The following is a 24,818-nucleotide window of genomic DNA, read 5'->3' as shown; positions in this document are numbered from 1 at the left end:
AGTTTCTCAAAGAAGGTATATAATCATTGGCAAGCTATAAAATTAACTATGAACTATAGACATTATAAAGCATCATACATTTAGAAACATAACCCGGTATTTTTTAAATAATAGTTTATAGTAAAAAGATTAATAATTGTACGACCAACGATTCTAGTATTATAAAACTTACCTAAGGCAGGTTATAATTGATAGATTTAATTGTTTGCTTTTTTATAAAGCATGAAGAATATCCATGTTATGATGGTTGTCTTTATTTATGGGTATTTTAATCGTATAGAGATATATATGTAAATTATTATTTGGTTAGAAAAAGTTAATAAAGATGGCTGTAAATGCCATATCTTACAAATAAGATTATTTTTATTAATATAGTTTAAAGAGAGTCTCATGGAAAAGTAAAAGCTATAATTAGTTAGTATAACTTTTATTTTTTAAATCATCTATCAGATTGTCATTAATTGCATATAGCTAAACAGAATTTCAGGTTATTTTTCATTATTAGATTTTGTCATGAATCCTGTTATTTTATTTAACAAAATATTATAATAATAGCTGTAAACTAAGGTCACGATTAATAAAAGCGATATTAGAATAAGAGTCATGGAATTTAAGCCATACTTCGCATTCAGATAATCCCACAAGAACATATGTGTCAAATATAAAGCAAAAGAGAACTTTGATACCCAAAGAAAAAACTTGTTTATCAGAGGCATTGTTCTGAAAAGAATGATTGTGATAGAAGTATAAGCGAGAAAAGAAAAAATATCGTTTAAATTTTTGCCTATAGTTCCACCTTTAATAGCTAAAACACCTGTAAGACCTAGACAAACTAAACCTATCAGGAAGTAATAACTTAAAGAAGCCATTGTAAGTTTATCTAGCAGGCCTGTTTTAGCCACAACCATACCCAGTACAAACTCCCATAGATATTGCAAAAAGAATCTCTTAAAAGCTTCTCCTCCTTCGGACAATACATAAGAAATAAATAAACTATAACTTAAAGAGATCAAGAGACTTACTATTATAAATAGCTTATATTTTTCTGATTTTAGGATCCATAATAGTAGTGGAAATATCAAATAAAACTGCACAATAGTAGATATAAACCAGAACTGAGCACCATAAGAGGTCATATAATCAGACACAAACATCTTAAATAGTAAAATATGGCTAAGAAACGCCAGAAAATCTACGTCATAAATTTTAATGACCAGATTTATAAGAAAAATTAAGGTTATTGTTATGTAGTAAGGTACTAATACTTTTATTAATCTGCGCTTAATAAATGTTTGATAATCAAAATATTTTGACAGGGTTAACCCAAAGCCTGAAACAAAGAAAAATAAGTGGATACCTGCTCCGCCAAAGTTTTTGGCATAGTTAAGATATGTAGGTAAGGGATAGGTAAACAGAAAGTGATAAATAACTATTGTAAAGATAGAAAATCCACGTGCGTAGTCTATGTATTCGTATTTTTTCATAATTCTTGAAGTAATTAACTGCTATGTTCTTTAGATTAGGTAATATAAATGGGACTATATCTTTCTTGACTTTCGTCGAACTGCAAAATTATTATACTCAAAACTTATGCCATTTTATGAAAAACACTGGTTTCAGGAATATACTCAGGCTGAAAACAAAAAAAGCTAAACTTTTAAAAGTATAGCTTTTTTGGGTGTTTTGGTGGGCCCACCTGGGATCGAACCAGGCACCTACTGATTATGAGTCAGTTGCTCTAACCGAATGAGCTATAGGCCCTAAAACCTTGGTGGTTTTGTGGTGCAAAAGTAAGAATTAAGAAATTAACTTCAAAGAAAAATTATGAATTCACTAATAAAGTTCCAATAATTAAGGTAAAGGGCAAGTAGGCAAAGCATAAAAAGACTATAAATCAAAAGCCATTCCTTTCGGGGAATGGCTTTTATATACTTAATTCGTTGGCTCTATTACTTCATTTCCAAGATTTTAATCTCAGTACGACGGTTGAGGGCATGTTGTTCTTCTGTACAAGTTACACCATCCGCACAATTATTTACTAGCATAGTTTCGCCATAACCTTTATATTCTACCCGGCTGCGGCTGATACCTCTTTTGAATAGATAATTAGCTGAAGATTTAGCACGGTTATCAGATAATGTTTGGTTGAAATCCGCATCAGAACGGCTATCTGTATGTGCACGAAGCTCAACTTTCATATTTGGGTACTGACGCATTAGTTTTACCAGTTTATCCAGTCCGGCTCTTGCATCAGCGCGAAGATTGTATCTTCCATATTCAAAATAAATATTATCTATCTGAACGATGTCACCTGTACTGAACATTACGATATCAGCTGTAACATCTCCTTTCTTGCAACTCAAGCGGCGGATACGTTTGCCTTTCGAACCAAGATTGTCTTTTGTGCCTTCAACAGTATAATCACAACCCTCAACTACCTGGAACTGGTAAGTACCAGTAGCATCGGTTGTTGCAGTTTGTGTACTGTTATCACACTCGTTACGTAAAGTTACCAATACACCGGCTATCGGCTGATTAGTACCTTGCATAGTTACTTTTCCTTTCAAGAAACATCTGTTACCCGGCAATGCACTGCTTGGCCCACCATTTCCTTTAGGATCTGAATAACCACTTTGTGCGTTCGGATTATTGTTGTTAGCTATCGTAGTAGAATCAACAGCAGGTTTTGGTCTGCTCATCGGAATCTCTAACCGTGATGGCTCATTATCACAATCTTTGGTTGAGAAACTAACGGTATTGGCATTATATCCTTCACGCGTTGCTCTGAAGGTAAATTCGGTATCTTGTTCCAGACCTTCCAGTTTGACACTGCCGTCGGCATCACTCATTTTTTCTTTGATACTACCATCTTTGTCTTCGTACACAATCTTGGCATTATCTAAAGGCATTTTAGTTTCTGCATCATACACGGCAATGATTAAATCACAACCCTCTTTGAGCTCACATTCACGGTCAAATTTGTAAATATCATCATCGTCACCCCCACGTTTACGGTTAGAGCTAAAATAACCTGATTTGCGGAATCCATCAGTCAGAATACCAAAATCATCTTTGCTTGAATTGATTGGTGAGCCTAAGTTAATCACCCGCCCTTTAGGCGTAGTACCATCCAGTTGTGAGAAGAAAATATCTAATTCTCCCAAACCTGCATGTCCGTCAGAAGAGAAGTATAAATTACCTTTATCATCCACAAACGGAAACATCTCATTTCCTTTGGTATTCACATTTTTACCCAAGTTAATAGGGGCTGTCCAGCTACTGCCGTCATAACGAGAGACATATAAGTCAGTTCCGCCAAAACCACCTGGCATATCTGACGCAAAGAACAATAGTTTCTCATCAGGCGATAGGGCAGGGTGACCAACCGAATAATCATCACTATTGAAAGGTAATTCTTTGATATTCTTCCAGCCGTCTTTGTTGGCTTCTCCGATATATAATTTCAACTTGGTAATACCATCTGAACTCTTACGGGTTTTACCATTCAGGAAGTTATTACGTGTGAAAATTACTTTCGAACCATCTTTAAAGAAAGCAGAAGGTCCTTCGTGATATTTTGAGTTGATTGAACCACTCATTCTATCAGATTCTGTCTGAGGTTTGTCTCCATAACCTAAACCTAATCCAACGTTAGTTCCACCATAAGTACCTATTGTACGTGTGTCATTAGCTGTTGGGGCAGTATATTCGTCCGAACCAAGCGAACCACCGCCACCACCTCTTTTGCGAGGTGTTCTACCTTCTTCTGTTCCCGCACCTAATCCGGCAGCTTGCCCGCCAATGGCAGAAATATTATCCAGGAAATATAAGTCAAGAAAAGGAGTATCATTCCAGCCAAATACACGGCGAACGCCGACAGAACTACGACGGTTTGAAACGAAAACCAAACCATTTTTGAAATAAGAAGGGCTGAAATCTGATGAATTGGTGTTGATAGACAGATAATCTACTTTGTAACAATTGGCATTTTTTGACAATACACTCACATCGTTGTATAACTTCGAAAAGCCTTTTCCACGGGGATCATCTTCTACTTTGCGGGTATATTTATCATACATTTCCTGTGCTTCTTTATATTTACCATTACTGGCAAGTATCTGAGCGTATTTCAGGGCTGCAGCAGTTTTATCATCAGATAAATCTCCGGTACTACCTTCAAATATCTCACGATACACCCGTTCAGCGTTCTGCGTGTCTTTTATTTTTGTATAGCTATCGGCTAGTTTGATTCTGGCATCTAGCTTTTGCTGCTCAGTAATTCCTTTCTTAGACAAAGCAGACTCATAAGCATCTATAGCTTTTATATAGCTAAGGCTCTCATAGTGATGTTGGGCAGCTTTAAGCAATGCTTCCTGCGCTTGCACTCTACCTATGAATAGAGTTGCCATGAAGATGGCCCCGATGATATGTATCCTGACAGTCATTGTTGCTGAATTTAAATTCGCTCAGTTTGTAAAAATGATTGCATATAAAACCACAGTGAAAGAAAAAAATGACTGATTCAGATTTTTCTGACACCTGTAAATGTTAAAACGTAATTGAGTACTAGAAATACCTTGGGGTTAAGATTTTATTCTTAGCATAGCCAAATTCATATCTGAGCATGGCTTCATGGGTAGGAATACCAATCACACGGTCGATACCTTTTTTATTGGGATCGTTCAATCGGTTAGACGTAAAATCATACGCATAACCCAATCTGAATTGAGGGGTAAGTTGCAATTCTAACATACCAACAGCGGCGTTAAATGCTTCTTTCTGACCGAAATTCTGGAACTGACCAATTCGGCCTGAGACACCAAACGAAATTTTATCTTTAATCCAGAAGTTGATGTTTCCATCAAAGCCCAAAGGTGCTCCTTCTGTATAGCGAATCATGGTAGAAGGCTTGATTTTGAAATTGCCTTTTCCAATCACAAAACCCATCATCAGGAAGAAATGTCGTTGTGTACGGCTTTTCTTGGCTGCTGCAGAATCAGTGCTTGCGTAGTTATAATTAGATAAAGAATTTTGTATAATCTGAGGACATGAAAAACCTAAATAGCTTCTATCATTGCTTAGATAGATACCACCACCAACATTAGGTAAAATTTTATTGATGTCATAGGTTCCACCGAAAATAGGATCAATGCCTACATCCTTTGCATCACTTAGAGCCCAGCGAACATTTACGGCTCCACCTTGCACACCAAAAGCCAGTGTTGAGCGAGGACCTACCTTGACGCGATAAGAATAAGTTAGATAGATACCTGTGTTCTTGGCAAGACCTATACCATCATATGAAGCCTGTAAACCCAGACCCATTTTCTCACTGCTGATAGGCATATCCATTGAGAATGTGTAGGTAGTAGGAGCTCCGGGAACACCTATCCACTGATAACGTCCCAGGGCAGTCAAACTTAATACATCACGACTACCAGCATATGCCGGATTAATAGCCATTGTATTAAACATGTACTGTGAAAACATCGCTTCCTGTTGCGCGTAGGTGTGAAAAGATACAGATAACAGCCCTACGAAAAATAGCGTAGCTAACCTGCTTTTCAGGTTTGTAAAGTTTTTCATATTTTACTCAATTAATAGTAAAGACTTAGCATGAAACTTTGTCTAAGCCCAATTATACTCAATAGCAAAACAAAGTTACATTAAGAATTTTAATTATCCAATTTTTTTCATTTATCCTTAAAATGATTGGAAATTGCCGGTTTTTAGTGAAAAAAGGTTTTTTCTGATCATTTTCTGATAAATGCTTGAAGGCATAATTCTTTTTGTAAATCCACCCAAAACCTTGCCATAATTTGTCTGAGTTATGATGAATTTACGACATTCTTTTGTGTTAAAGCTTCTTTGTTCTATGTGGCTATGAGTGAACAGAGTTTCCAGTGTTCGCTCATAGCTTTTTTATCAATTATCTTACAACCGTAATGAATCCAACTACTGGTTTTCCACCCCACTTACCTTCAGCCTGTATTACATAATAGTAGGTTCCATCTGGTACATCTTTGCCGTCGCTCATCAATATTATACCATTATTGGCTTTTCCGTTCCAGCCTTCAGACTTTCCATAATCTTCATTTTTGTAGACCAATATACCCCAACGGTTATATATATAGATGGTTGCTTTGATATTCGTTTTATTGATATTTTCAATAAAGAATGTATCCCCTTTGCCATCATTATTCGGAGAGAAACCACCTGGAATAGTTGCTGTGGTTGTGGTATCTTCCGGTAAGGTAGGTATATTATCACCGATAGTTATCAATGTTGGTGCATTGTTATTTCCAGGATTACCATCGCCATCAGGATCAGGGTCAGTACCTGTTTGCGAAATATCTGTTATAGTCGCAGTTGTATCTTTCGCACTACCATAGGCAGTATTGGCAAAAATAGCGGCCTGCTTTTTCTCTGTTACAATTCTAAGTTTCAGTTCTAAGGTATCTGATGCACCCGGTGCTAATGAGCTGCTATCCGCAATCAACATCGTTACTTTTCCATCTTCTCCGCTGGTACGGCCATTAAATTTAGTATTTAATTTCAAATGACTACCTGCGCTCAAGGTTAATCCATCCGGAATAATATAGTTGCTGCTATCTGCTGCTGAGAATACATTATCAAGACTATCACTTAGCTGTACATTCGTTAGTGTACGTGTACCATAGTTTTTAACAATAAATCTATAAGTCAGATTATAGGTCTTATCTGCATTAGGAATTGAGTCTAATTCTGCCGATTTGGCTATACCAAGTACCGTAACATTATCAGGATTAACACCACCTTCGATAGTAATAGGAGTGGCAATACTATTATTTTTCGGATTACCATCATTATCCGGATCAGGATCAGGGCCATTGGTCGATAAGTCGTCAACAGTTTTATTAGTTGGGTATTTACCGATAGCTAATGCCTGATTGGCAAATGAATTAGTACCCTCTGCAAGCGTTACACGTGTGAATACTGTGATATTGCGTGTAGTATTCTTAGGAAGTGTACTTAATGAATCAACTAATAAATTAATCAAATTACCACGTCCTGTATAATTAGGGTCTAGTTTAAATCCAGCTTCGGCAGTCACTTTCACAGAGTCAATTCTTACACTATCTCCAAAGGTTACAGCCAGATTATCCTGTACTTGTACACCCGTAAAGTCTGTACGTCCGTAGTTTTTGACCTTAAATTTGAACGTTACGTCATAAGTTCTGTCGCCAGTCTTAGTTGGCTCAGTGGCTTCTTTAGAGATACCTATCATTGCTTCAGGCAATTTGCCGAAGTTGATGACAGTAGGAGTACTACCTTCAGGATTTGGATTGATGCCATCATTAGAAATATCACTGATAGTTATACCTGCCGGAGTTTTACCAGTAACAATAATTGAGTTTCTGAATGGGCCTAGATTATCGTTCAGTTTTACATTTACTATCCATTTAAGTGTATCAATTCTGCCAGGAGCTAATACACTACTGCTAGCCAGTAAACAAGTATTAGTTGTTCCATTATAACTGGCGTTGGCTGCTAACTGGCTTCCCGGACTAATCATTGGTGCTTGTACAATTGTTGCTATCACCGGAGATGGGAACGTATTTGCTAATGTATCGCACATCTGCACATTTGATAATGTCAGATTACCACAGTTTTTGATAATTGAATGGAATACTACATTGTAGCTTCCGTCAGCTTGTCTGATTGTATCTTTTACGTATAAAGCAAGACCAATACAAGGAATTTCGATTGAGCCCATACCACCCAGATCTAGGTTCAGGTTGGTTGGATTACTACCCGGTGCATCCGGATTTGTACCTGCATTTGATAGGTCAACCACATTTTCAGTGCTACCACTAGCCAATGTACCTGAAGCACGTGCAATGGCCGTATTCGCAAATAGTTTTATTGTATCTGGCTGCAGATTGACACTAAAGTGTAAAGTATCTGTTTGCCCGATAGCCAAGGTACTACCTGGTAAGGTCAAGCGGCTATCAGTTGTACCATTAAATGCACTATTGATGACCAATTGGCTACCGGCATTTTTAACTGGTGTTCCTAATACTGTAAACGTAGCAGGTAAATTGAATGTTTTTGATAAAGTGTCGGTCAATACTACGCTAGTAAGAGGCAATGAGCCATTGTTCTTAACAAATAGTGTATAAGTAACATCGTAAGAACCATTTGCTTTCTTAGTGCTATCTGATACCATTTTAGCTAAACCAACACTTGGACTCTTATATAGTCTTACAACGGTTGGCTCTGCACTTGGTTTATCAATGTAAGAACCATTATTTGATACGTCAGATACGTCATCTTCAAAACCAAAGGCAGTCATTCCAGTAGCATTTACCAATGCATTTGTACTAAATGGTCCTTGACTTCCATTCGGTACAATATTGACAACAAATTTTATGGTATCGGTTACACCTACTTCAATTTCGCTACCCGTTGGAACTGTCAGATTGAAGTCTGTTGAACCATTGAAATTATCATTTGGAATCAATTTACTTCCTGCACCAACAGTTGGTTTCTGAACAACTGTAAACGTTACCGGAGAAGGGAACATAGTCGCAAGATTTTCAGTAACCTTCACATTTTCCAGTTTTACGTTTCCACATGCTTCAATAAAGGCGCGGAAGGTAACATTATAGCTACCGTTTGCCTGACGGGTTGTATCAGCTGCCAAAGACATAGCCGTACAAATCTCCTGACAAGTGAGACAACGAATGTCCCAGAAACTGCTGTTATTAGTTAAAATAGGATCAACCTGATCAATTTTAGTAATCTTCGCAATATTTCTGATTGTCCCCGCTTTAGTAGTTTTAGCTGTATAAGTATAAGTTTTAATTGCTCCACCAGGGAAAGTACCAATCACACTAACCAATGAGTCTGTACCGAAGGCTGTTAGGCCTGGAGTAGTAGAGGTAATGATAATACCTTTTGGCAACACATTAGTAATGTGTACATTAGTAGCTGTGTGCATGGTATTATTGGTAACTGTAATTGTATAAGTTAACTGGTCTCCAACCTGCAATTCTACACGTGAACCTACAATTGTAATACCTAACTCTACATTTGCAGTATCAACCGGTATATCTGGACAATTGTCAACAGTTACAACAATTGGTTTACCTGGGCTATAGCAGCCAATAGCACTCTTCTCAAATACATAATAAGTACCTGCTCCTACGGCTGTCGAATTGGTTAACAATGGTGAGCTAATTGTAGCACCAGTATGGAATTCGAAAACACCACCAGATGTTTTAGGAGTGCTTGTAACCGCATTTGAAAGGTTTACTGTAGTGGCCGGACACACATTTTTAGCATTAGCCACTACCGATGGAGGCACTATCGTATCGTTGGCCACTACTACAATTTTATTTGAACTTAACGACGCACAACCTTGTGCATTTAATAATTTAACTGAATAAGTACCAGACGATCTTACTACAATGCTTTGTGTAGTATCACCTGTGCTCCATACACGTCGGCCAGCTTCTGCTACACTGATGATTACTGAATCTCCTGAGCAAATATTCGGCGATTTATTGCTTGAAATAGTTGGAACCGTGGCAACTCCATTAATCGTAAGTTTGAAGGTATCTGCTGCTGCTTTACATGGCCCGTTATTATCTGGGTCATTTGTTGTCAGTATAAAGTTTACAAATCCTTTGGTTATATCCTGACTTGTAAAGTTATATTTTGTGTTCAGACTCAATGAATTATCAAATGTTCCGGTACCGTCACTTGTCCATTTAGAGCTTTGCGCAGCACCGCCCATTTTTCCGTGTAATTCAACGAAACCAGCATTAATACATAGCGTTGAATCTTTACCTGCAAATGCTGTAGCTGGATTATTGACACAAGTAATAGTAGTATCGTTACAAGTGATAATATGAACATTGATACGGCTTCCTTCACTGAAACAACCTGCACCAGATTTTTCAAATACATAATAAGAACCTGTACCAACAGTTGATGGGTTAGCCAATACCGCAGAATCAGGGCTATTATAGGCACGGAAAGTAAATGTTCCGCCTACTGATGAGATGGCACTTGTGACACCCGTTGTTAGATCTACATGTGTAAACGGACATACATTGACAAGGTCTTTTGTAGTTGGTTTTTTCAGACCTGAGCCATTCACCTGTACTGTAATCACATTAGATTTTTCGCTCTGACATTTTCCTGCATCACAGACAGCCCAGTAGCTGGTTACTGCGGTAGGAGATACGTTAATTACAGCTCCTATTTGTCCGTCAGACCATTTCACAGTACCTACGCAACCTGCGGCTTCTAAAGTAGTTGAGCTACCACCACAAACCTGTGGTTTTTTGCAGCTAACCAATGGAGGAGCCGGGCTACCTACATTAACTGTAGCGGCAGCTGATGGTGCACTTTCGCAAGAACCTACTTTACATTTAACCGTATATACTGTGGTTTCTTCAGGGCTTACCAGAATCGAAGAAGTCGTTTGACCATTAGACCATACAAATGTACCAAGACAACCGATTGCCTTCAAAGTAAGTGTATCGCCTTTACATATTCTTGGTCTTGCACAAGTACAAGCAATAATTGGAGGCTCTGGCTGAGAAGTAACCGTAATTGTTAATTTATCAGATTGATCGCTTGTGCAAGTTCCTTGAAGAGCTTTACAAACGGCTGTATAATCGGTGGTGTTAACAGGATTCACAGTAACTGAACTTCCTGTTAGACCGTTCGACCAGATGACCATACCCGTGCAACCAGTTGACGAAAGCATTACTGCATCTCCTGTACAAACAGTTGTTTGATTGGCACTTAACACTGGTTTATTGAGCTTACCTACATTAACTGTAATATTATTTGATTTTTCACTTTCACAATCTCCTATTTTACAAGCAGCCGCAAATACCGTAGTATTAGTAAGGCTAACAGTAATGCTTGAGCCTGTCTGTGTATTCGACCAAACTACAGTGCCTGTACAACCTGTTGCACTTAAGGTAACACTACCACCTGCACATAGATTGGTAGTAGAAGCCGAGATAACCGGAGCCACCTGTGTTTCGGTATTAACTGTAATGGCTTTTGATGCTACTGCTTCACAAGTTCCGGTAGTACAAGTAGCTGTATAAGTACTTGAAGCGTTAGGGTTCACCGTAATACTACTGGTTGTTTGTCCATTACTCCATACTAAATTTCCTGAACAACCAGTGGCTGTTAATATAAAAGAACCACCAATACAAATAACCTCCTTGTTGGCCGTAATAGTAGGCGCATTAGTAGATACGGTAACAGTACTTGGTGCAGAAGAAACACTATTGCAACCCGCAACATTACAGATTGCTGTATAAGCGGTCGTTTTCGTTGGATTTACTGTAATTGTAGCTGTTGTAGCGCCTGTACTCCACGTTACTACACCGTCGCAGTTATTTGCTGTTAACACTACTGATTCGCCTGCGCAAATCTGATCTTTAGCTTTTGTAATAACCGGAGCAGCTGGTTGAGGTGTTACTGGAACGGTCATAGAGGCTTTCACAGTACACTGCCCGCTTGTACAACTAACCTCGTAAGTTGTCGCTGTTGTTGGTGAAACGGCTAGTGAAGAACTGCTAACACCATTAGACCAAACTAATGTGCCATTACAACCCGTAGCAGTAAGATTTACGTTACCTCCTGCGCATACTATATCTTTGTCACGTGTAATGACTGGGGTTGAAGGAGCAGGCGATACTGTGATATTAATAGCTGGTGAAGTTTGACTGCCACAACCGCTTGATGAACAAGTAGCACTATAAGTACCTGTTGAACCAGGTGTAATAACTACCGATGTTCCACTCATACCATTTGACCAGGTGATATTTCCGGTACATCCTGTAGCCGAAAGTGTCACTGTTTCACCAGCACAGATAGCAACTTTGCTGGCTGTAACAGTTGGAGCAGTAACAGAACCACCAATAGTAATGGTAAGTGGGCTTGATGCATTACTTGTACAACTATTCGATTTACAGATAGCGGTATAAGTTGTATTAGTAGTAGGACTAACGGTAATGCTTGAAGCTGTTGTGCCATTAGACCAAACAACACTGCCTGTACAAGAATTGGCACTCAATATTACACTTCCACCTGCGCAAATTGTATTGTTAGGGGCATTAGAAGTAATAATCGGAGGTACAATCTGATTGACTACAATTGATATTGGATTTGAGTCACTACTTAAGCAAGCATCGCTGATTTTACATTTAGCTGTATAAGTAGTTGAACTTGTCGGGCTAAGTGTGATAGAGTTGCCAGTATCACCTGTTGACCACACAACTGTACCAGTACATCCAACCGAAGTCAACGTAACACTTTCACCCGTACACATATAAGGAGTAGAGGTAGCTATCAAAGGTATGGGTGGGTTACATACACCTGGGGTAATGGTTATGTCTGCATCGTCTGTATCATCTTCTCCATTGGTTGTTCCATTATCAGGAGTAGAATCTCCGTCTTTCTGATCTGATTTTGTAATCTGTGCCCAGTTTTTAACGGTTCCCGTTGACGCCGTAACTCTTGTTACAATCTGGAATGTTAGAGCAAATCCAACTTTTATTTCATTGAATTTAGCCGTTACTGTTTTCCCCGAAGTAGTAATATTATCTGCTCCGGTAGCTGTTATAATCTCCAAACCATCTGGCACAACATCTTTTACTTCAACATTAGTAGCATTGCTTGAGCCATTGTTTAAAACAGTGATATAATAAGTAATCAGTTCACCAGTAGTAGCTGTGGTTTTATTAGTAGTTTTATCCAAACTCAAATCAGCCACAACTTCATCTGTTACTGGTGATATAATCACCTTGCTGTTATCATCTTCTGATGCTGTAGAGGCATTGCCTGGGGTTGAGTCAATATCTTTCTGATCTGCTTTACTTATCTGAGCAAAGTTAATTTTGTCTCCGCTCGAGTTTACTTTTACTATATAATCTAATGTAATAGTCTGGCCTGGTGCAATATTAGAAATCTTTGAGGTCAATATATTACCGTTTTTAGTAAAGAACGGACTAGAGATAAAGTCGAGACCTGTTGGCATCTGGTCTTCAACCTCTACATTAGTTGCCGCATGTGGACCAGCATTCGTAACCTTGATAGTATAGACAATGTTATCCCATACTTTAGGAGTCATTGTACTTACTATTTTGGTCAGACTTAAATCAATAAGCGTATCACAGTTTTTAAGGTTGACTTTCAGCATTCTTGGAGGGCTGAAACAACCCGCACCTGATTTTTCAAATAAATAATAAGTACCTGCTCCAACAGTTGACGGTGTTGCTACCAATGGTGATTTCTCGTTAGCTGTTGTATGCCATTCAAAAGTGCCACCCGGAGTAGTTGCTCCGTTGATAACATAATTATTCAGATTAATGGTTTTTCCGATACACTCATCTACTACGCCAGCACAAGATGGCAAAGATGGACGAGCATTCACAACAATTACCACAGGTTGACGAGAATTAGGACAGCCTAAGCTTAAGCCATCAATCTCGGCGTAATAAGTGGTAGTTGTAGTCGGGAATACCAGCACTGATGCATTACTGGTAGAAGTAAATGCCGGACTACCATTGATAGCCGACAGATACCACTTGATAGAAGCATTATTGCTTGTAATACCTTTAATGAAAGTAGAGTCGCCTACGCAAATATCACCATCAATAGTTGATACTGTTAAGGTAGGACAACTAACGGCCTGATGAATGGCAGCATCTATAGTCAAAATATCTTTTTTGTCGCTGGTCGCAGGGTCAATGATGATTTTTGGGGAGTACGCAGTAGTTGAATTAAAATCACTGTCAGCACTATCGTTGCCGCCCTTATCTATCATTTCAGAGATAGAAGCACTTGCTGGAAGTGAGCTTGTAATGATTTGTACTACATAATTGCCTGCCGTTAAACCACTGAACAGGTAGAATCCATTAGTATCGGTAGTATCAGCTTTTAAAACACTACCTGATGGACTTCCATCAGTATTAGCTGCATATAAATGTAAGATAACACCACCTAAGCCAGTTTCATCAATATCCTGCACACCATCGTTATCAAGGTCTTTCCACACATAGTCACCAATAGAACCCAATGGATTGTAAATGGCTGCATCGAGCGTAAGATTATCTTTATTAAGAGGATCAGCGGTATTTTCGGGGTCTAAAGTGATTTTTGCAGTTAAAGCGGTTACATTACTGAAATCACTATCAGCTTTAGGATCACTACCAAATTTTGTTTTAGTGCTGATAATAGAACCCGCAGGTAATGAGCTTATTAATAATTTTACTACATAATCTCCTTTAACCAGGTTAGTAAATTTATATAAACCGCTAGCATTCGTTGTATCTTTTGCTATCGCGGAGCCTACCGGGTTTCCTGAGGCATTGGCCGCATATAACTCTAAGATTACATTGTTTACGCCTGCTTCGCCACCATCCTGAATACCGTTGTTATTGCTGTCGTTCCAAACAAAATCTCCAATACTTCCTACAGGCGTATACAAGGCTGCATCTACTGTCAGGTTATCTTTTTTGTTCCCAGTAGAATCTACATTGATTGTTACTTTAGTAGCATATCCTGTTCCTGCGCTGAAATCATTGTCTTTGGTATCATCAGAACCGATATCTTTTTTCTTCGAAATTCTTAATGTATCTGATAGATTAGAAGGAGCTATCTTAACCAGGTAATCGCCTGATAAAAGATTGGCAAATAAATAATGACCGTTATCATCAGTAGTATCTTTTTTAATTGGGCTAACAGAGATATTATTCAATGCATCTACTGTATATAATTCCAGAATAATGTTTTTAATTCCGGGCTCATTAGCGTCTTTCAGACCATTATCGTTTTTGTCTTTCCAAACCAAATCTCCGATACTTCCATAAGGCCCGGCAATTACTTGTATCGCACAGCAGCCCTGACCAATACAGCCCCCTACATTAGAAGTAAATGTATAACTGCCAACGGCTTTAATGGTGAGTGAAGTATCGGCATTTACTACTGCTTCTGGAGTGGTGCCGATAATTTCAGTACCGTTTCTGAACCATTTAACGATGGTGCCAGATTTTTTATAAGCGCTTGGTATAAAAACAGTATATTGTTCGCTTGGATAAATCAAAAGTGGTACTGAAAAACAAACCGTAGTGATATCATCTTCTGCCAGATTATTATTGCCCGGTGTAGAATCGCTATCCGTATCACCACCGCCAATTGAGTTAATTTCAGCAATATTGAAGTATACTCCTCTTTGTGTAACAGTTCCAACTAATTCTAATTTTACAGAATCTCCTGCTGCCAGTGTAGCCACATTCCATAAGCCTTCTCCTGTACCTGTATTGTGAGTAAAACCTGAACCGCCCGTGTTGCTGGTAAGTGTAACACCGCTAACCGGAAACATATTTTTTACAACAATGCTATTGGCAGTAGTAGCACCTTCATTTTTTAACCAGAGGGTGTACTTGACAGAGTTACCTACTACCGGAGAAGAATTATCAATTAAACTACGGAGTGATAAATCAACGGTAGCAAATTTGTTGGCAAAAGCCCCTAAAACGGAAAAAAGCACCAACAGAATTGTTGTTGCGGCACCTCTTAAAAACGAGGAGTTTGTCGGGGGATTATCTTCATTAAATGCGTTCTTACAAGTAACAGTTGAATGGTAGAGGTTTGGAATCCATTCCTTAGTGTCTTCATCAAAAGAACTCCCTAAATGATAAGTTTTAGAAGAAGTAGTTGATTGGATAAGTGTTGCTCCTGTATCTGATGCCAATTTTGCCTTGACATGAAACAACTGATTGAAGTCATTTGCTTGCGAAGTAAAATTGTTCTTCTCTTGCAAATTAGCCTCATTTTCAATAGCTTCATTGTTGAACGATTGATTAGAAGGGGTAGTTATGGGAGTTTGATAAATTGATTTTTTACCCAACTTTTTTAGATAAATACCAACCATTCCGCCTAGCTTTTTGATAAGCCTGAATACGTTAATAGGTGTAGAAGTATTTCTCGCAAAATGTTCTCTCTTGTTTGTGGTAAATATGTGTCTCATCTGCAAATATTTTTAATATTCACTTACTAATTGGGTTAATTCATTCAATAGCACATTGCATATCGCTATATAATATCTAAAACTGTGCCAATATTGTAATTGTTTTTTTTGCACGGTATCAGGCTTAAATCCGTTTTTTACAAATGTTATCAATATTATGCTAATTTATGGCATAATTTTCTATGTATAAATTATTAAATCGCTAAAATTGTGCCAAAGTTTTTAAAAGAATAATCAGGAAGATTAAGGAGTGAAAGGGGCTTTTGAGAGGCAACTTGGAAAAGTTATATTTTAATTATTCTTAATTCAGCCTGAATTGTAGACAAAACAGAACTTACTGCGCCTGAAATAGTATAAAAAAAAAGAGCCTGAAAAATACATTTCTCAGGCTCTAATGGGCTAATCTAATACCTGGCATTGATAGCCGTTTGTATGAATAATGGTAATAATTCTGTCGTGTGAAATAACGTCGCCTTCTACTCTTAAAATTCGATCACAGTCTTCCAGATCAAAATTTATTTTGAATAAAGGAAACTGTTTTGCCAGAATCTCGAATAACAAAGTGGCTTGTTTTTTCTCCTGAATATTAGTCTTGAAAACCTCTACCATCAGATTATTGGTTTTGTTATAATTTGCTTATGCTTCTGCCAGACTCTTTATTTTTATCAAGGCTTCATCCCATGATTCAGACATCGTATCGAAAGCGCCTTCAGATATATCCGACTCAATATCAAGCACGGTCTTTCCTTCGTTTGAACTTAGCTGATAGATCTCGCGAGCTCCTTTAAATATATCTGCTTCCGGGCTATCAAAGTCTTCTTTATTGTCATTCAGTACACCATAATATTCTATAGATAGCAACTCATAAGGATTATATACAATAATGCGGCCAATAATGCCACTTCCTGTGTGATCGGCAAATACGACTTTACTCCCTAACTGCCAGTCAGTTAAAGCATACGAGCCCGGACTAAAGATGGCTAGCCATTCGCGTGTATATGTATCTTGTGTCAGCACATCCCAGACTTTCTCGTCCGAAGCATTAATTTCAATTGATTTTCTGATGGTTTTCATAGAGTCTTTATTAATTATAGTCGTAATTTATCATCCAGCTGATTCCAAATTTATCATTGAACATTCCGAAATAAGAACCCCACGAGGCTTTGGCTAAAGGAACCAATATTTTTCCTCCGGCAGAAAGCCCATAGAAGAGTTTTTCTGCTTCTTCTTCGGTTTCTGCACTTATACAAATGTTATAATTATTACCTTGAACTAAAGTAAAACCCTGCGATTCCAGCGCATCGGTAGCCATCAACGCACCTCCTTTACCTATAGGTAAGCCTATGTGCATGATTTTTTCTTTCTCCTCGTCCGACATATTCGCACCCTCAGGCGTATCTTTAAAATGTTGGATAAACGAGAATTCTCCGCCGAAAACTGATTTATAAAAATTAAAAGCCTCTTCAGTATTACCTGGAAAGTTAAGGTAGGTGTTGATTGTTGCCATGAATATTAAAAGTTTAATTGTGAATTATATGAGCAAAATTAAGTAACAAAGGCCATTTTTAAGGGTGCTAAAAAAGTCAATTATAGGGGGTATTTAAGACAATTTTTTCGTATTTTTACAGAAAAAAAATCTATGATAAGCGTAGGTATTTTACTTCCACATGATTACAGGTTATTAAGTATTGCAGCCATTTTAGATGTGCTAGAGGCTGCCAATAAAATTTACAAAACCAATAGCGAAACAGCTCCTTTTACTATTGGTTTATACCAGTTAGCCGAGCCCGATCAGCATATTCTGGGTTCGTTTCATGGCTATCCGGTTGCTAAAATTGAGCAGGAAAATCGGCTTGATTTAATTCTGATTCCTTCGTTCAGCACCGATGATATGAAACAAACCATTGGTAAAAACAGGGCTTATATTCCCTGGCTACACCAGCAGTTTCAGCGAGGAACAGAAATAGCTACTTTCTGTACGGGTGCTTTTTTATTGGGCGCCAGTGGCTTGCTAAATGGCAAAGTAGCGACTACTCATGTAGATGCTTGCCCAGCCTTTTCCAACTCTTTTCCGGAAGTAGTTTTAAGAGGAGACAAGACCGTAACGCAAGATGGAAGACTCTTTACCAGTGGCGGTTCTACTTCTTCTTTTCACTTATTATTACATCTGGTTCAGAAATATTGTAACCGTGATGTAGCCGTGAAAATTGCCAAGATTTTTGCCATTGATATGGATAGGCAGAATCAATCATATTTCAGTACTTTCCAGCCTTCGCGCGACCATAACGATAATATAGTGGCGATGGTGCAACAGAAAATAGAAGCCAATTATCAGGAAGCTGAAACCATTGAAGAATTGATAAAAGATATTCCATCAAGCCGACGGAACGTGTTGAGAAGATTTAAGCAGATTACAGGAATACCACCCATCGAATACCTTCAACAAATACGCATTGAAGCGGCAAAGAAACTATTGGAGCAGACCAATCAGCACATGGGCGAGGTAATTTTTAGCTCCGGCTATAACGATCCTAAAGCGTTTCGACGAATCTTCAGAAAGATTGTTGGTATGACACCAACAGCTTATCGTGAGAAGTTTCAGAGTAATTGATTATAAAAAGATAGGGAGCTATCAGCAAATTTGATAGCCCCATTTAATTCGCATTGTGCTGATTAATTGATGCGTCGAAGGCGTATGGTATTCTTTCAGCAATTTCTATGATTCTTTCGTAGGGGCATAATGCAAAACTACAATACCACAACTAAAGGACTGACTCTTCACTAATTGTAAACCCAGATTACTTGCCAAATCCCCGAAAATAGACCTGCCTTTTCCAATAGCGGTAGAGTTTACAAAAAGATGATACTCATCAATCAGGTTATTCTGAATAAAGGCTGAAACCATACTAACCCCACCATATAGCATTATATCTCCACCTTCCTGATTCTTTAATGTATTGATTGTCTCAACTAAATCACCACTTTCGATGATAGCATTGTTCCAGTTGGCGGTTGACAGCGTTTTGGAAAAAACGTGTTTAGGCATACTATTAAAGGCTTTTGCGGCTACTCTGGTCTCTTCATCAGTCTCAGGGTTTGTTTCGGCAAAAGGCCAATACATTGACATTCCTTCGTACAATACCCGGCCGATAATAAATGAATCTGCCGGAGCCATTAATTGAGATACATAGTTTTTTAATTCTTCGTCCCAGTTATGGTTTGTCCAATCCATTTCTCCATTAGGGCCACAAACAAAGCCATCTAATGTAACCTGCATCTGTAATTTAATCTTTCTCATTGTGTAGTGTTTATTTAAAAGGTGAATTTATTGATTATTATTTTGTGTGAAATTTTCCAGTAAAGCTTCAACCGAAATACCGTTGATAGTCATGCCTTTCAGGTTACAGTCATTGACAGCCACATAGGCCAGATTGCAGTTTGTAATGGTACTTGCTTCGAAATCGCAATCTTCGAATCTTATAGGTGGATGTTTGGCATCAGGGTCGTAGGCAGGATGTCCTTCTGGAGGCATACCAATATTATGAATGTAAGCGCCTCCTAATCCTGCTCCCTCAATCTCGACATTGCTCATATTAGCATTTGTGATTTTGGTTCCGCTGAGATTAACATTGTTAAAAACCAGATTTTGCAGACTTACGCAATCAAAAGTAGAATGATCAATGCAAGCATCTCGTACTGTGATGATGTTTCGGGTATAATCAATATCTATAAGGCTCATGACCAAAAATGTAAAAAATTTAATGTATACAAAATTAGATAGATTGATTAACTTTGAAGTGGTGTAAAAACGACAATAAAAGGGTCAAATCCGCCATTCTATTTTGCCTTTAATCCTATGAAAAATATTACGATTCTGATTCCCGAAAATGCAGTATTAGCCAGCATTAACGACCCGCGTAATATCTTTGCGTCGGTTAATCAATTTCTGCAATTGGCTGGTAAACCTGCTGCCTTCCAAGTGCAAATGGTAGGGCTTACCAAAGAGGTAAAACTTCATGACAATCTGTTTACTGTACATGCTGATGCCACTATTGACGAGATAGAAAAAACAGATATGGTTTTTGTACCTGCTTTGAGTGGAGATATGCAAAGGGCTTTGGAATCGAACAAGGATTTTCTACCTTGGATTGTCAAGCAATATGAGAACGGGGCAGAAGTAATAAGCCTATGTGTGGGTGCGTTTTTATTAGCCTCTACCGGATTGCTCAATGGTAAAAGATGCTCAACCCATTGGCTATTTGCTAATGAATTCAGAGCAATGTTTCCTGAGATTGAACTGGTAGACGATAAAATTATTACAGAAGACCAGGGACTTTATTCTAGTGGTGGAGCCAGCTCTTACTGGAATCTGCTATTGCATTTAGTTGAAAAAAACGTAAATCGAGAAATGGCTATTAAGGCAGCCAAATATTTTGCAATTGATATTGAAAGAAATAGCCAGGCTTCATTTATGATATTCAACGGGCAGAAAGGACATGAGGATGATGCCGTGAAAAAAGCACAGGAGTTTATCGAGAAAAACTTTGAGGATAAAATCACGCTCGACCAATTGTCTGATATGTTTGCCATTGGTCGCCGGAGTCTGGAACGAAGATTCAAGAAAGCAACCAATAATACAGTAATGGAGTATATCCAGCGGGTGAAAATTGAAGCGGCCAAAAAACGCTTTGAAACCAGCCGGAAGAATATTACCGAAGTAATGTATGATGTGGGCTACACTGATAATAAGGCGTTCAGAAGTACTTTTAAAAAGGTAACAGGCTTATCGCCCATTGCCTATAAAAACAAATATAATCGTAGTGCGCTATTCTAGTATCTGTAGGTGTAAGGATTCTAAACTTATCTACACTTCTTATTTTTGCAACTTATCTTTGAGTAATTGAGTTAAGATACTCAAATCAAAATCATTTACCTCATCTCTAATATAAATAATGGTTCCAACTGGGTCAATTAAAAAGACTTTTGGAATACCCATATCCCCATAGGATTTTAACAAATCCATGTCTCTAAAAACGTGTATCCAGTTCATTCTGTATTTTTTAATAGCTATTTCAAAGGCTTTATACTTTACATCCTGCGTAACTGAAAGGATTTCTATTTGATTGCTGGGATAAGTATCATGTATAAGATTAATGGCTGGTAATTCGGCTATACATGGCTCACACCACGATGCCCAGAAATTAAGAAGAAGGTATTTGCCTTTAAAATCTGCTAATGAAATGGTATTTCCTTTGATATCTTTGGTAATAAAATCGGGCGCTTTCACTCCATTTTTTATTGACCTGCTATAAAGAATCCGTTCAATTAATTTCCCTTCAAAGGTATGTCGTAAGCTATCGGGGAAGCTAGTATAAATTTTATTGAGACTATCCAGACTATTATCAGTATAAGTAAGGTCTCTGAATAACCATAGACTGTAATAGTCTTTGTTATAGGTTTTAACAAATTCTAATTGTTTCCGTTGTAGCATATCCACTTTTTGAGAATAGATAGCACGTAAAGAATCGTTATCTCTTAATTTTGTATAATTGGCATTAAAAAAGTCATCCAGATTCTTCTGCTCAGACGAAACAAACGGATTAAATTTTTCTGCCTCAATTGTTTTTAAGTCGATAACATTCGTTAGTTTTTTCTTAATAATATTAGTGAATTTTATAGTACCCGGCTTTTCTGTCACCCAGAAACGACCATAATAAGATTCAGCATCATCTTCAAAACCAATCATAATCGTGGCATATCTAGAGAAAAACTCACCTGTAATCACACACCGATTAGCTTTTATATTGGGTTTTAATTCGTTATTGACATCTCTCCCGTTATCATAGTTAATATAAATACTCGCATTTTTTATTTTTGGTGGAAACTCAATTTGAAGTGTGAATTTTTTTTGTGCCATTAATTGATAAGGAAATATCAAAACAGCTAGCACAAATAAAACTTTTAATTGAGAATGCATATGAACTATATTTAAATAGGCTTATTCTACTGGTCTAACGGTAACTTTGTCGGTTGTAGGATATTCAAGTAATTTAGAAAAATCAACTTTCCAGAAGTCCAGATCAAGCAGACGATTCTGGTGATCTCTGGTTAAAGTAATTACGACTGGCGTACCATCTATATCTGTATATTCTACCTGAATCAAATCACCGGCATAGCCTTCCACATCACCACCCAGACTGATGCTTCCCATTTTTCCTCCTTCATATTCGTCTACATATTCATCATAAGGATAATCAGCTGGATTCAGATTTAATTGTGTGAGCAAAAAATTGATTAGCTCTTTCTCATTTTCTCTTATGGGTCTTTTCTTGTTCATTTTACCAGTTTTTAAAAGGATTTGCTGATAAGTTTGAATTATAATATCTATTATCTCCGGTTACTTCAATGTTTATCCATTCAGGTAATTCAAAAGCTTCGTCTTCACTTTCTAATTCTATTTCAGCCACAACCAATCCCTCATTGCTACCTAAGAAAACATCAACTTCCCAGAGTTTATTAACGTGGAGTACTTTATATCTGATTTTAGAAAGTTCTGATACTGCAAAATTATCCAACAACTCAATCCCTTCTTCTTTCGGAATCTCATATTCAAACTCTGTTCTGGTGGCACCCACAGAAGCACCTTTTATAGTTAAGTAAGCATTTTTATCAGTTACCCTCACCCGAATAGTTTTTTCAGGGTCTTTCAGAATATATCCTTGTCTGAACAATTGTCCTTCCGGTTTTGGGAAACTATCCCATTTGTCCTGATGGATTAAGTATTTTCTTTCTATTTCTAATGCCATATTTTAAATTTATAGTGTATCACGATTTGAAAAATCGTGATAAATATTTTACTTCAACTCATTCATCCGTTTGCCTTTCAGATGTGCAAATCTACTATGTTTTGGTTCGCCAATCATTTGTTTCTGATAAATAGTGGTATTGCCCGATAATAAATAAGCCACAACGCAGGCAATGGCTACATAAATACCGCACTCATGCCCAAATAGTTCTATTCCCATCAACATACAGGCCAGAGGAGTATTAGTAGCGCCGGCAAAGACCGCTACAAAACCCATTCCTGTTAATAAACCTATTGGTAGCGGAATAAAATAAGATAAAGCATTACCTAAAGTAGCACCTATAAAGAATAAAGGAGTTACCTCGCCACCTTTAAAACCTGCGGCTAGTGTAAGAATGGTAAATGCCATTTTCAAAACAAAATCATAAGCAGGTAAAGTCTCATTAAAGGCCTGTAAGATAGTCGGGATACCTAAGCCTATATATTTGGTAGTACCAATCAACCAGATAGCAATGGCAACCATAATACCTCCAACGAAAGGTCGAAACGGTGCATAACTAATATATTTCTTGAATTGGCTGCCCATAAAATGAATAGTACGACTGAAAGTTGCGGCACAGATTCCTGCTGCAATACCTGCCAGTAGCGCATATAATAGATTCAAAGCAGAAATATCAGGAACAAACTCAATATGATATATTGTATGTTGAACTTTACATAGTTTAGTTACTAAATCAGCAATGATAGCTGAAAGAAAAGCTGGGAGAATAGCATCGTACCTAATTCTGCCTATCAAAAAAAACTCCAGCCCAAAAACTGCCCCAGCTAAGGGAGTACCAAATACAGACCCAAAACCAGCTGAAATGGCAGCTATAATGATTATCTTTCTTTCATCTTTATTAAGCCTGAAAGGTTTGTTGAACTGGTCGGCAATTGCGCCTGCCATTTGTAAGGCAGTGCCCTCTCTTCCGGCCGAACCGCCTAATAAATGGGTAACCAGGGTTCCTATATAAATAAACGGCGCCATCCGAAACGGAATAATTTCCTGTGGCTGATGGATGGTATCTATCAATAAATTATTGCCTGCTTCGATTCCTTTGCCCAGATGCTGATAGAGTAAACCAATTGCAAATCCTCCAATGGGTAACAAGGCAATGAGCCATAGATGAGTTTCTCTGAAATCAGTTATCCAATCAAGCGAGCGCAAGAAGATAGCGGAGGCAATACCAATACAAGTACCAATAACTGAACTAATGAGAAGCCATTTAAGCAAATAAGGGATAGCAGGGAATTGTCTGAAAAACAGACGAATGTGAAGAATGATTTTGCGAGATTGTTTCTTGTTTGACATACAAATCCTGATTAAATGTTCCGACATTTACAATCAGGCGCCATCAGCTTGTTTAAGGCGGTTCAATTAGGAAGACACCATTTCCTGTTTCTACAATACAAAAGTAATCATTGTGTGGATATATAAAAACAAAAGCCATAAGAATCCATATTCCTATGGCTTTTATTGCTTAAAAAAGATTAATCGAGAGGTAATTCAGTTGTAATGGCTATTCTATTCCAGGCATTAATTGCTACAATAGCTACAATAATTTGTGCTAAATGATTGGCATCAAATAAACGCTCAGCAGCTTTATACGTTTCTTCAGAAACGTGATTCTGAATTGAGGTTATTTCTTCAGTCAAGGCTAGTATAGCTCTCTCTTCTTCTGTATAGAGTGTTGTTTCGCGCCAGGCACTTAATAAATAGATGCGTTGTTCGGTTTCTCCATCTTTTTTAGCTTCGCGGGTGTGCATATTAATACAAAAAGCGCAACCGTTAATCATAGAGGCTTTTATCTTGATTAAATGTTGATGTATTTTGCTAACCTGTGAATTTTGTACATAATTTGCCAGCCCATACATAGCCTTAAATGCTGCTGGTTCTACCTGTTGGATATTGATTCTTGTGCTCAT

At 37.8% G+C, this 24,818-nt stretch carries 16 protein-coding genes, 1 tRNA gene and 1 riboswitch; of the genes, 2 read left to right on the top strand and 15 right to left on the bottom strand.

Going from position 1 to position 24,818, the window contains the following annotated elements; translation table 11 throughout:
- Positions 1–488: 488 nt before the first annotated feature.
- The 8 genes from ACYVFA_RS13490 to ACYVFA_RS13455 form a co-directional block, all read right to left on the bottom strand.
- Positions 489–1,484 (bottom strand): acyltransferase family protein, encoded by a 996-nt coding sequence (locus ACYVFA_RS13490; RefSeq protein WP_460472357.1) that lies wholly within the window; start codon positions 1,482–1,484, stop codon positions 489–491.
- Between the two features lie 200 nt (positions 1,485–1,684).
- Positions 1,685–1,761: transfer RNA gene (locus ACYVFA_RS13485), tRNA-Ile, on the bottom strand.
- A 188-nt stretch (positions 1,762–1,949) separates the two neighbouring features.
- Positions 1,950–4,445 carry a carboxypeptidase regulatory-like domain-containing protein gene (locus ACYVFA_RS13480; protein ID WP_460472356.1) on the bottom strand — a complete coding sequence of 832 codons (2,496 nt, stop codon included), beginning with the start codon at positions 4,443–4,445 and terminating at the stop codon, positions 1,950–1,952.
- Positions 4,446–4,566: 121 nt separating this feature from the next.
- On the bottom strand, positions 4,567–5,586 hold the full coding sequence (locus tag ACYVFA_RS13475; protein ID WP_460472355.1) for a PorP/SprF family type IX secretion system membrane protein: 1,020 nt from the start codon (positions 5,584–5,586) through the stop codon (positions 4,567–4,569).
- A 343-nt stretch (positions 5,587–5,929) separates the two neighbouring features.
- Positions 5,930–16,048 (bottom strand): SdrD B-like domain-containing protein, encoded by a 10,119-nt coding sequence (locus ACYVFA_RS13470; RefSeq protein ID WP_460472354.1) that lies wholly within the window; start codon positions 16,046–16,048, stop codon positions 5,930–5,932.
- 399 nt (positions 16,049–16,447) lie between these two features.
- On the bottom strand, positions 16,448–16,657 hold the full coding sequence (locus ACYVFA_RS13465) for a hypothetical protein (RefSeq protein ID WP_460472353.1): 210 nt from the start codon (positions 16,655–16,657) through the stop codon (positions 16,448–16,450).
- A 27-nt stretch (positions 16,658–16,684) separates the two neighbouring features.
- Entirely contained in the window at positions 16,685–17,122 is a 438-nt protein-coding gene (locus ACYVFA_RS13460; protein ID WP_460472352.1) for an SRPBCC family protein, read from the bottom strand.
- Between the two features lie 10 nt (positions 17,123–17,132).
- Positions 17,133–17,555, bottom strand: coding sequence for a VOC family protein (locus ACYVFA_RS13455; protein WP_460472351.1), 423 nt, complete (start codon positions 17,553–17,555; stop codon positions 17,133–17,135).
- Between the two features lie 132 nt (positions 17,556–17,687).
- On the opposite strand from ACYVFA_RS13455, the gene ACYVFA_RS13450 reads away from it, so the two are divergent.
- On the top strand, positions 17,688–18,659 hold the full coding sequence (locus ACYVFA_RS13450) for a GlxA family transcriptional regulator (protein ID WP_460472350.1): 972 nt from the start codon (positions 17,688–17,690) through the stop codon (positions 18,657–18,659).
- Positions 18,660–18,764: 105 nt separating this feature from the next.
- On the opposite strand, the gene ACYVFA_RS13445 is transcribed toward ACYVFA_RS13450, so the two are convergent.
- Both ACYVFA_RS13445 and ACYVFA_RS13440 read right to left on the bottom strand, forming a co-directional pair.
- A complete protein-coding gene (locus tag ACYVFA_RS13445; RefSeq protein ID WP_460472349.1) occupies positions 18,765–19,346 on the bottom strand; it encodes a dihydrofolate reductase family protein in 582 nt (193 codons plus the stop codon).
- 27 nt (positions 19,347–19,373) lie between these two features.
- Positions 19,374–19,787, bottom strand: coding sequence for a pentapeptide repeat-containing protein (locus ACYVFA_RS13440; RefSeq protein ID WP_460472348.1), 414 nt, complete (start codon positions 19,785–19,787; stop codon positions 19,374–19,376).
- A gap of 117 nt (positions 19,788–19,904) precedes the next feature.
- Between ACYVFA_RS13440 and ACYVFA_RS13435 the strand changes: the two genes are divergently transcribed.
- Positions 19,905–20,882, top strand: a complete 978-nt coding sequence (locus ACYVFA_RS13435) for a GlxA family transcriptional regulator (RefSeq protein ID WP_460472347.1) — start codon at positions 19,905–19,907, stop codon at positions 20,880–20,882.
- A gap of 39 nt (positions 20,883–20,921) precedes the next feature.
- On the opposite strand, the gene ACYVFA_RS13430 is transcribed toward ACYVFA_RS13435, so the two are convergent.
- The 5 genes from ACYVFA_RS13430 to ACYVFA_RS13410 all read right to left on the bottom strand — a co-directional run bounded on the left by ACYVFA_RS13430 (position 20,922) and on the right by ACYVFA_RS13410 (position 24,818).
- Positions 20,922–22,025, bottom strand: a complete 1,104-nt coding sequence (locus tag ACYVFA_RS13430; RefSeq protein WP_460472346.1) for a TlpA family protein disulfide reductase — start codon at positions 22,023–22,025, stop codon at positions 20,922–20,924.
- A 21-nt stretch (positions 22,026–22,046) separates the two neighbouring features.
- Complete coding sequence (locus ACYVFA_RS13425; RefSeq protein WP_460472345.1) at positions 22,047–22,385, bottom strand: DUF6984 family protein; 339 nt, start codon at positions 22,383–22,385, stop codon at positions 22,047–22,049.
- Position 22,386: 1 nt separating this feature from the next.
- Positions 22,387–22,854, bottom strand: coding sequence for a CYTH domain-containing protein (locus ACYVFA_RS13420; RefSeq protein WP_460472344.1), 468 nt, complete (start codon positions 22,852–22,854; stop codon positions 22,387–22,389).
- 48 nt (positions 22,855–22,902) lie between these two features.
- Positions 22,903–24,204, bottom strand: a complete 1,302-nt coding sequence (locus ACYVFA_RS13415; RefSeq protein ID WP_460472343.1) for a voltage-gated chloride channel family protein — start codon at positions 24,202–24,204, stop codon at positions 22,903–22,905.
- A 27-nt stretch (positions 24,205–24,231) separates the two neighbouring features.
- Positions 24,232–24,298, bottom strand: a riboswitch (Fluoride riboswitch).
- Between the two features lie 85 nt (positions 24,299–24,383).
- Positions 24,384–24,818, bottom strand: a complete 435-nt coding sequence (locus ACYVFA_RS13410) for a carboxymuconolactone decarboxylase family protein (protein WP_460472342.1) — start codon at positions 24,816–24,818, stop codon at positions 24,384–24,386.

Source organism: Emticicia fontis (assembly GCF_054779675.1).
The sequence above is the reverse complement of the archived record's forward strand: the minus strand, read 5'-3'. Positions and strand labels throughout refer to the sequence as shown.

Excerpts from the sequence above, each read along its gene's own strand:
- ACYVFA_RS13440 (WP_460472348.1), bottom strand. The coding sequence starts at position 19,787 with ATGAGCCTTATAGATATTGATTATACCCGAAACATCATCACAGTACGA.
- ACYVFA_RS13450 (WP_460472350.1), top strand. The coding sequence starts at position 17,688 with ATGATAAGCGTAGGTATTTTACTTCCACATGATTACAGGTTATTAAGT.
- ACYVFA_RS13480 (WP_460472356.1), bottom strand. The coding sequence starts at position 4,445 with ATGACTGTCAGGATACATATCATCGGGGCCATCTTCATGGCAACTCTA.
- ACYVFA_RS13460 (WP_460472352.1), bottom strand. The coding sequence starts at position 17,122 with ATGAAAACCATCAGAAAATCAATTGAAATTAATGCTTCGGACGAGAAA.
- ACYVFA_RS13425 (WP_460472345.1), bottom strand. The coding sequence starts at position 22,385 with ATGAACAAGAAAAGACCCATAAGAGAAAATGAGAAAGAGCTAATCAAT.
- ACYVFA_RS13435 (WP_460472347.1), top strand. The coding sequence starts at position 19,905 with ATGAAAAATATTACGATTCTGATTCCCGAAAATGCAGTATTAGCCAGC.
- ACYVFA_RS13475 (WP_460472355.1), bottom strand. The coding sequence starts at position 5,586 with ATGAAAAACTTTACAAACCTGAAAAGCAGGTTAGCTACGCTATTTTTC.
- ACYVFA_RS13465 (WP_460472353.1), bottom strand. The coding sequence starts at position 16,657 with ATGGTAGAGGTTTTCAAGACTAATATTCAGGAGAAAAAACAAGCCACT.
- ACYVFA_RS13470 (WP_460472354.1), bottom strand. The coding sequence starts at position 16,048 with ATGAGACACATATTTACCACAAACAAGAGAGAACATTTTGCGAGAAAT.
- ACYVFA_RS13430 (WP_460472346.1), bottom strand. The coding sequence starts at position 22,025 with ATGCATTCTCAATTAAAAGTTTTATTTGTGCTAGCTGTTTTGATATTT.
- ACYVFA_RS13490 (WP_460472357.1), bottom strand. The coding sequence starts at position 1,484 with ATGAAAAAATACGAATACATAGACTACGCACGTGGATTTTCTATCTTT.
- ACYVFA_RS13445 (WP_460472349.1), bottom strand. The coding sequence starts at position 19,346 with ATGAGAAAGATTAAATTACAGATGCAGGTTACATTAGATGGCTTTGTT.
- ACYVFA_RS13455 (WP_460472351.1), bottom strand. The coding sequence starts at position 17,555 with ATGGCAACAATCAACACCTACCTTAACTTTCCAGGTAATACTGAAGAG.
- ACYVFA_RS13410 (WP_460472342.1), bottom strand. The coding sequence starts at position 24,818 with ATGAGCACAAGAATCAATATCCAACAGGTAGAACCAGCAGCATTTAAG.
- ACYVFA_RS13415 (WP_460472343.1), bottom strand. The coding sequence starts at position 24,204 with ATGTCAAACAAGAAACAATCTCGCAAAATCATTCTTCACATTCGTCTG.
- ACYVFA_RS13420 (WP_460472344.1), bottom strand. The coding sequence starts at position 22,854 with ATGGCATTAGAAATAGAAAGAAAATACTTAATCCATCAGGACAAATGG.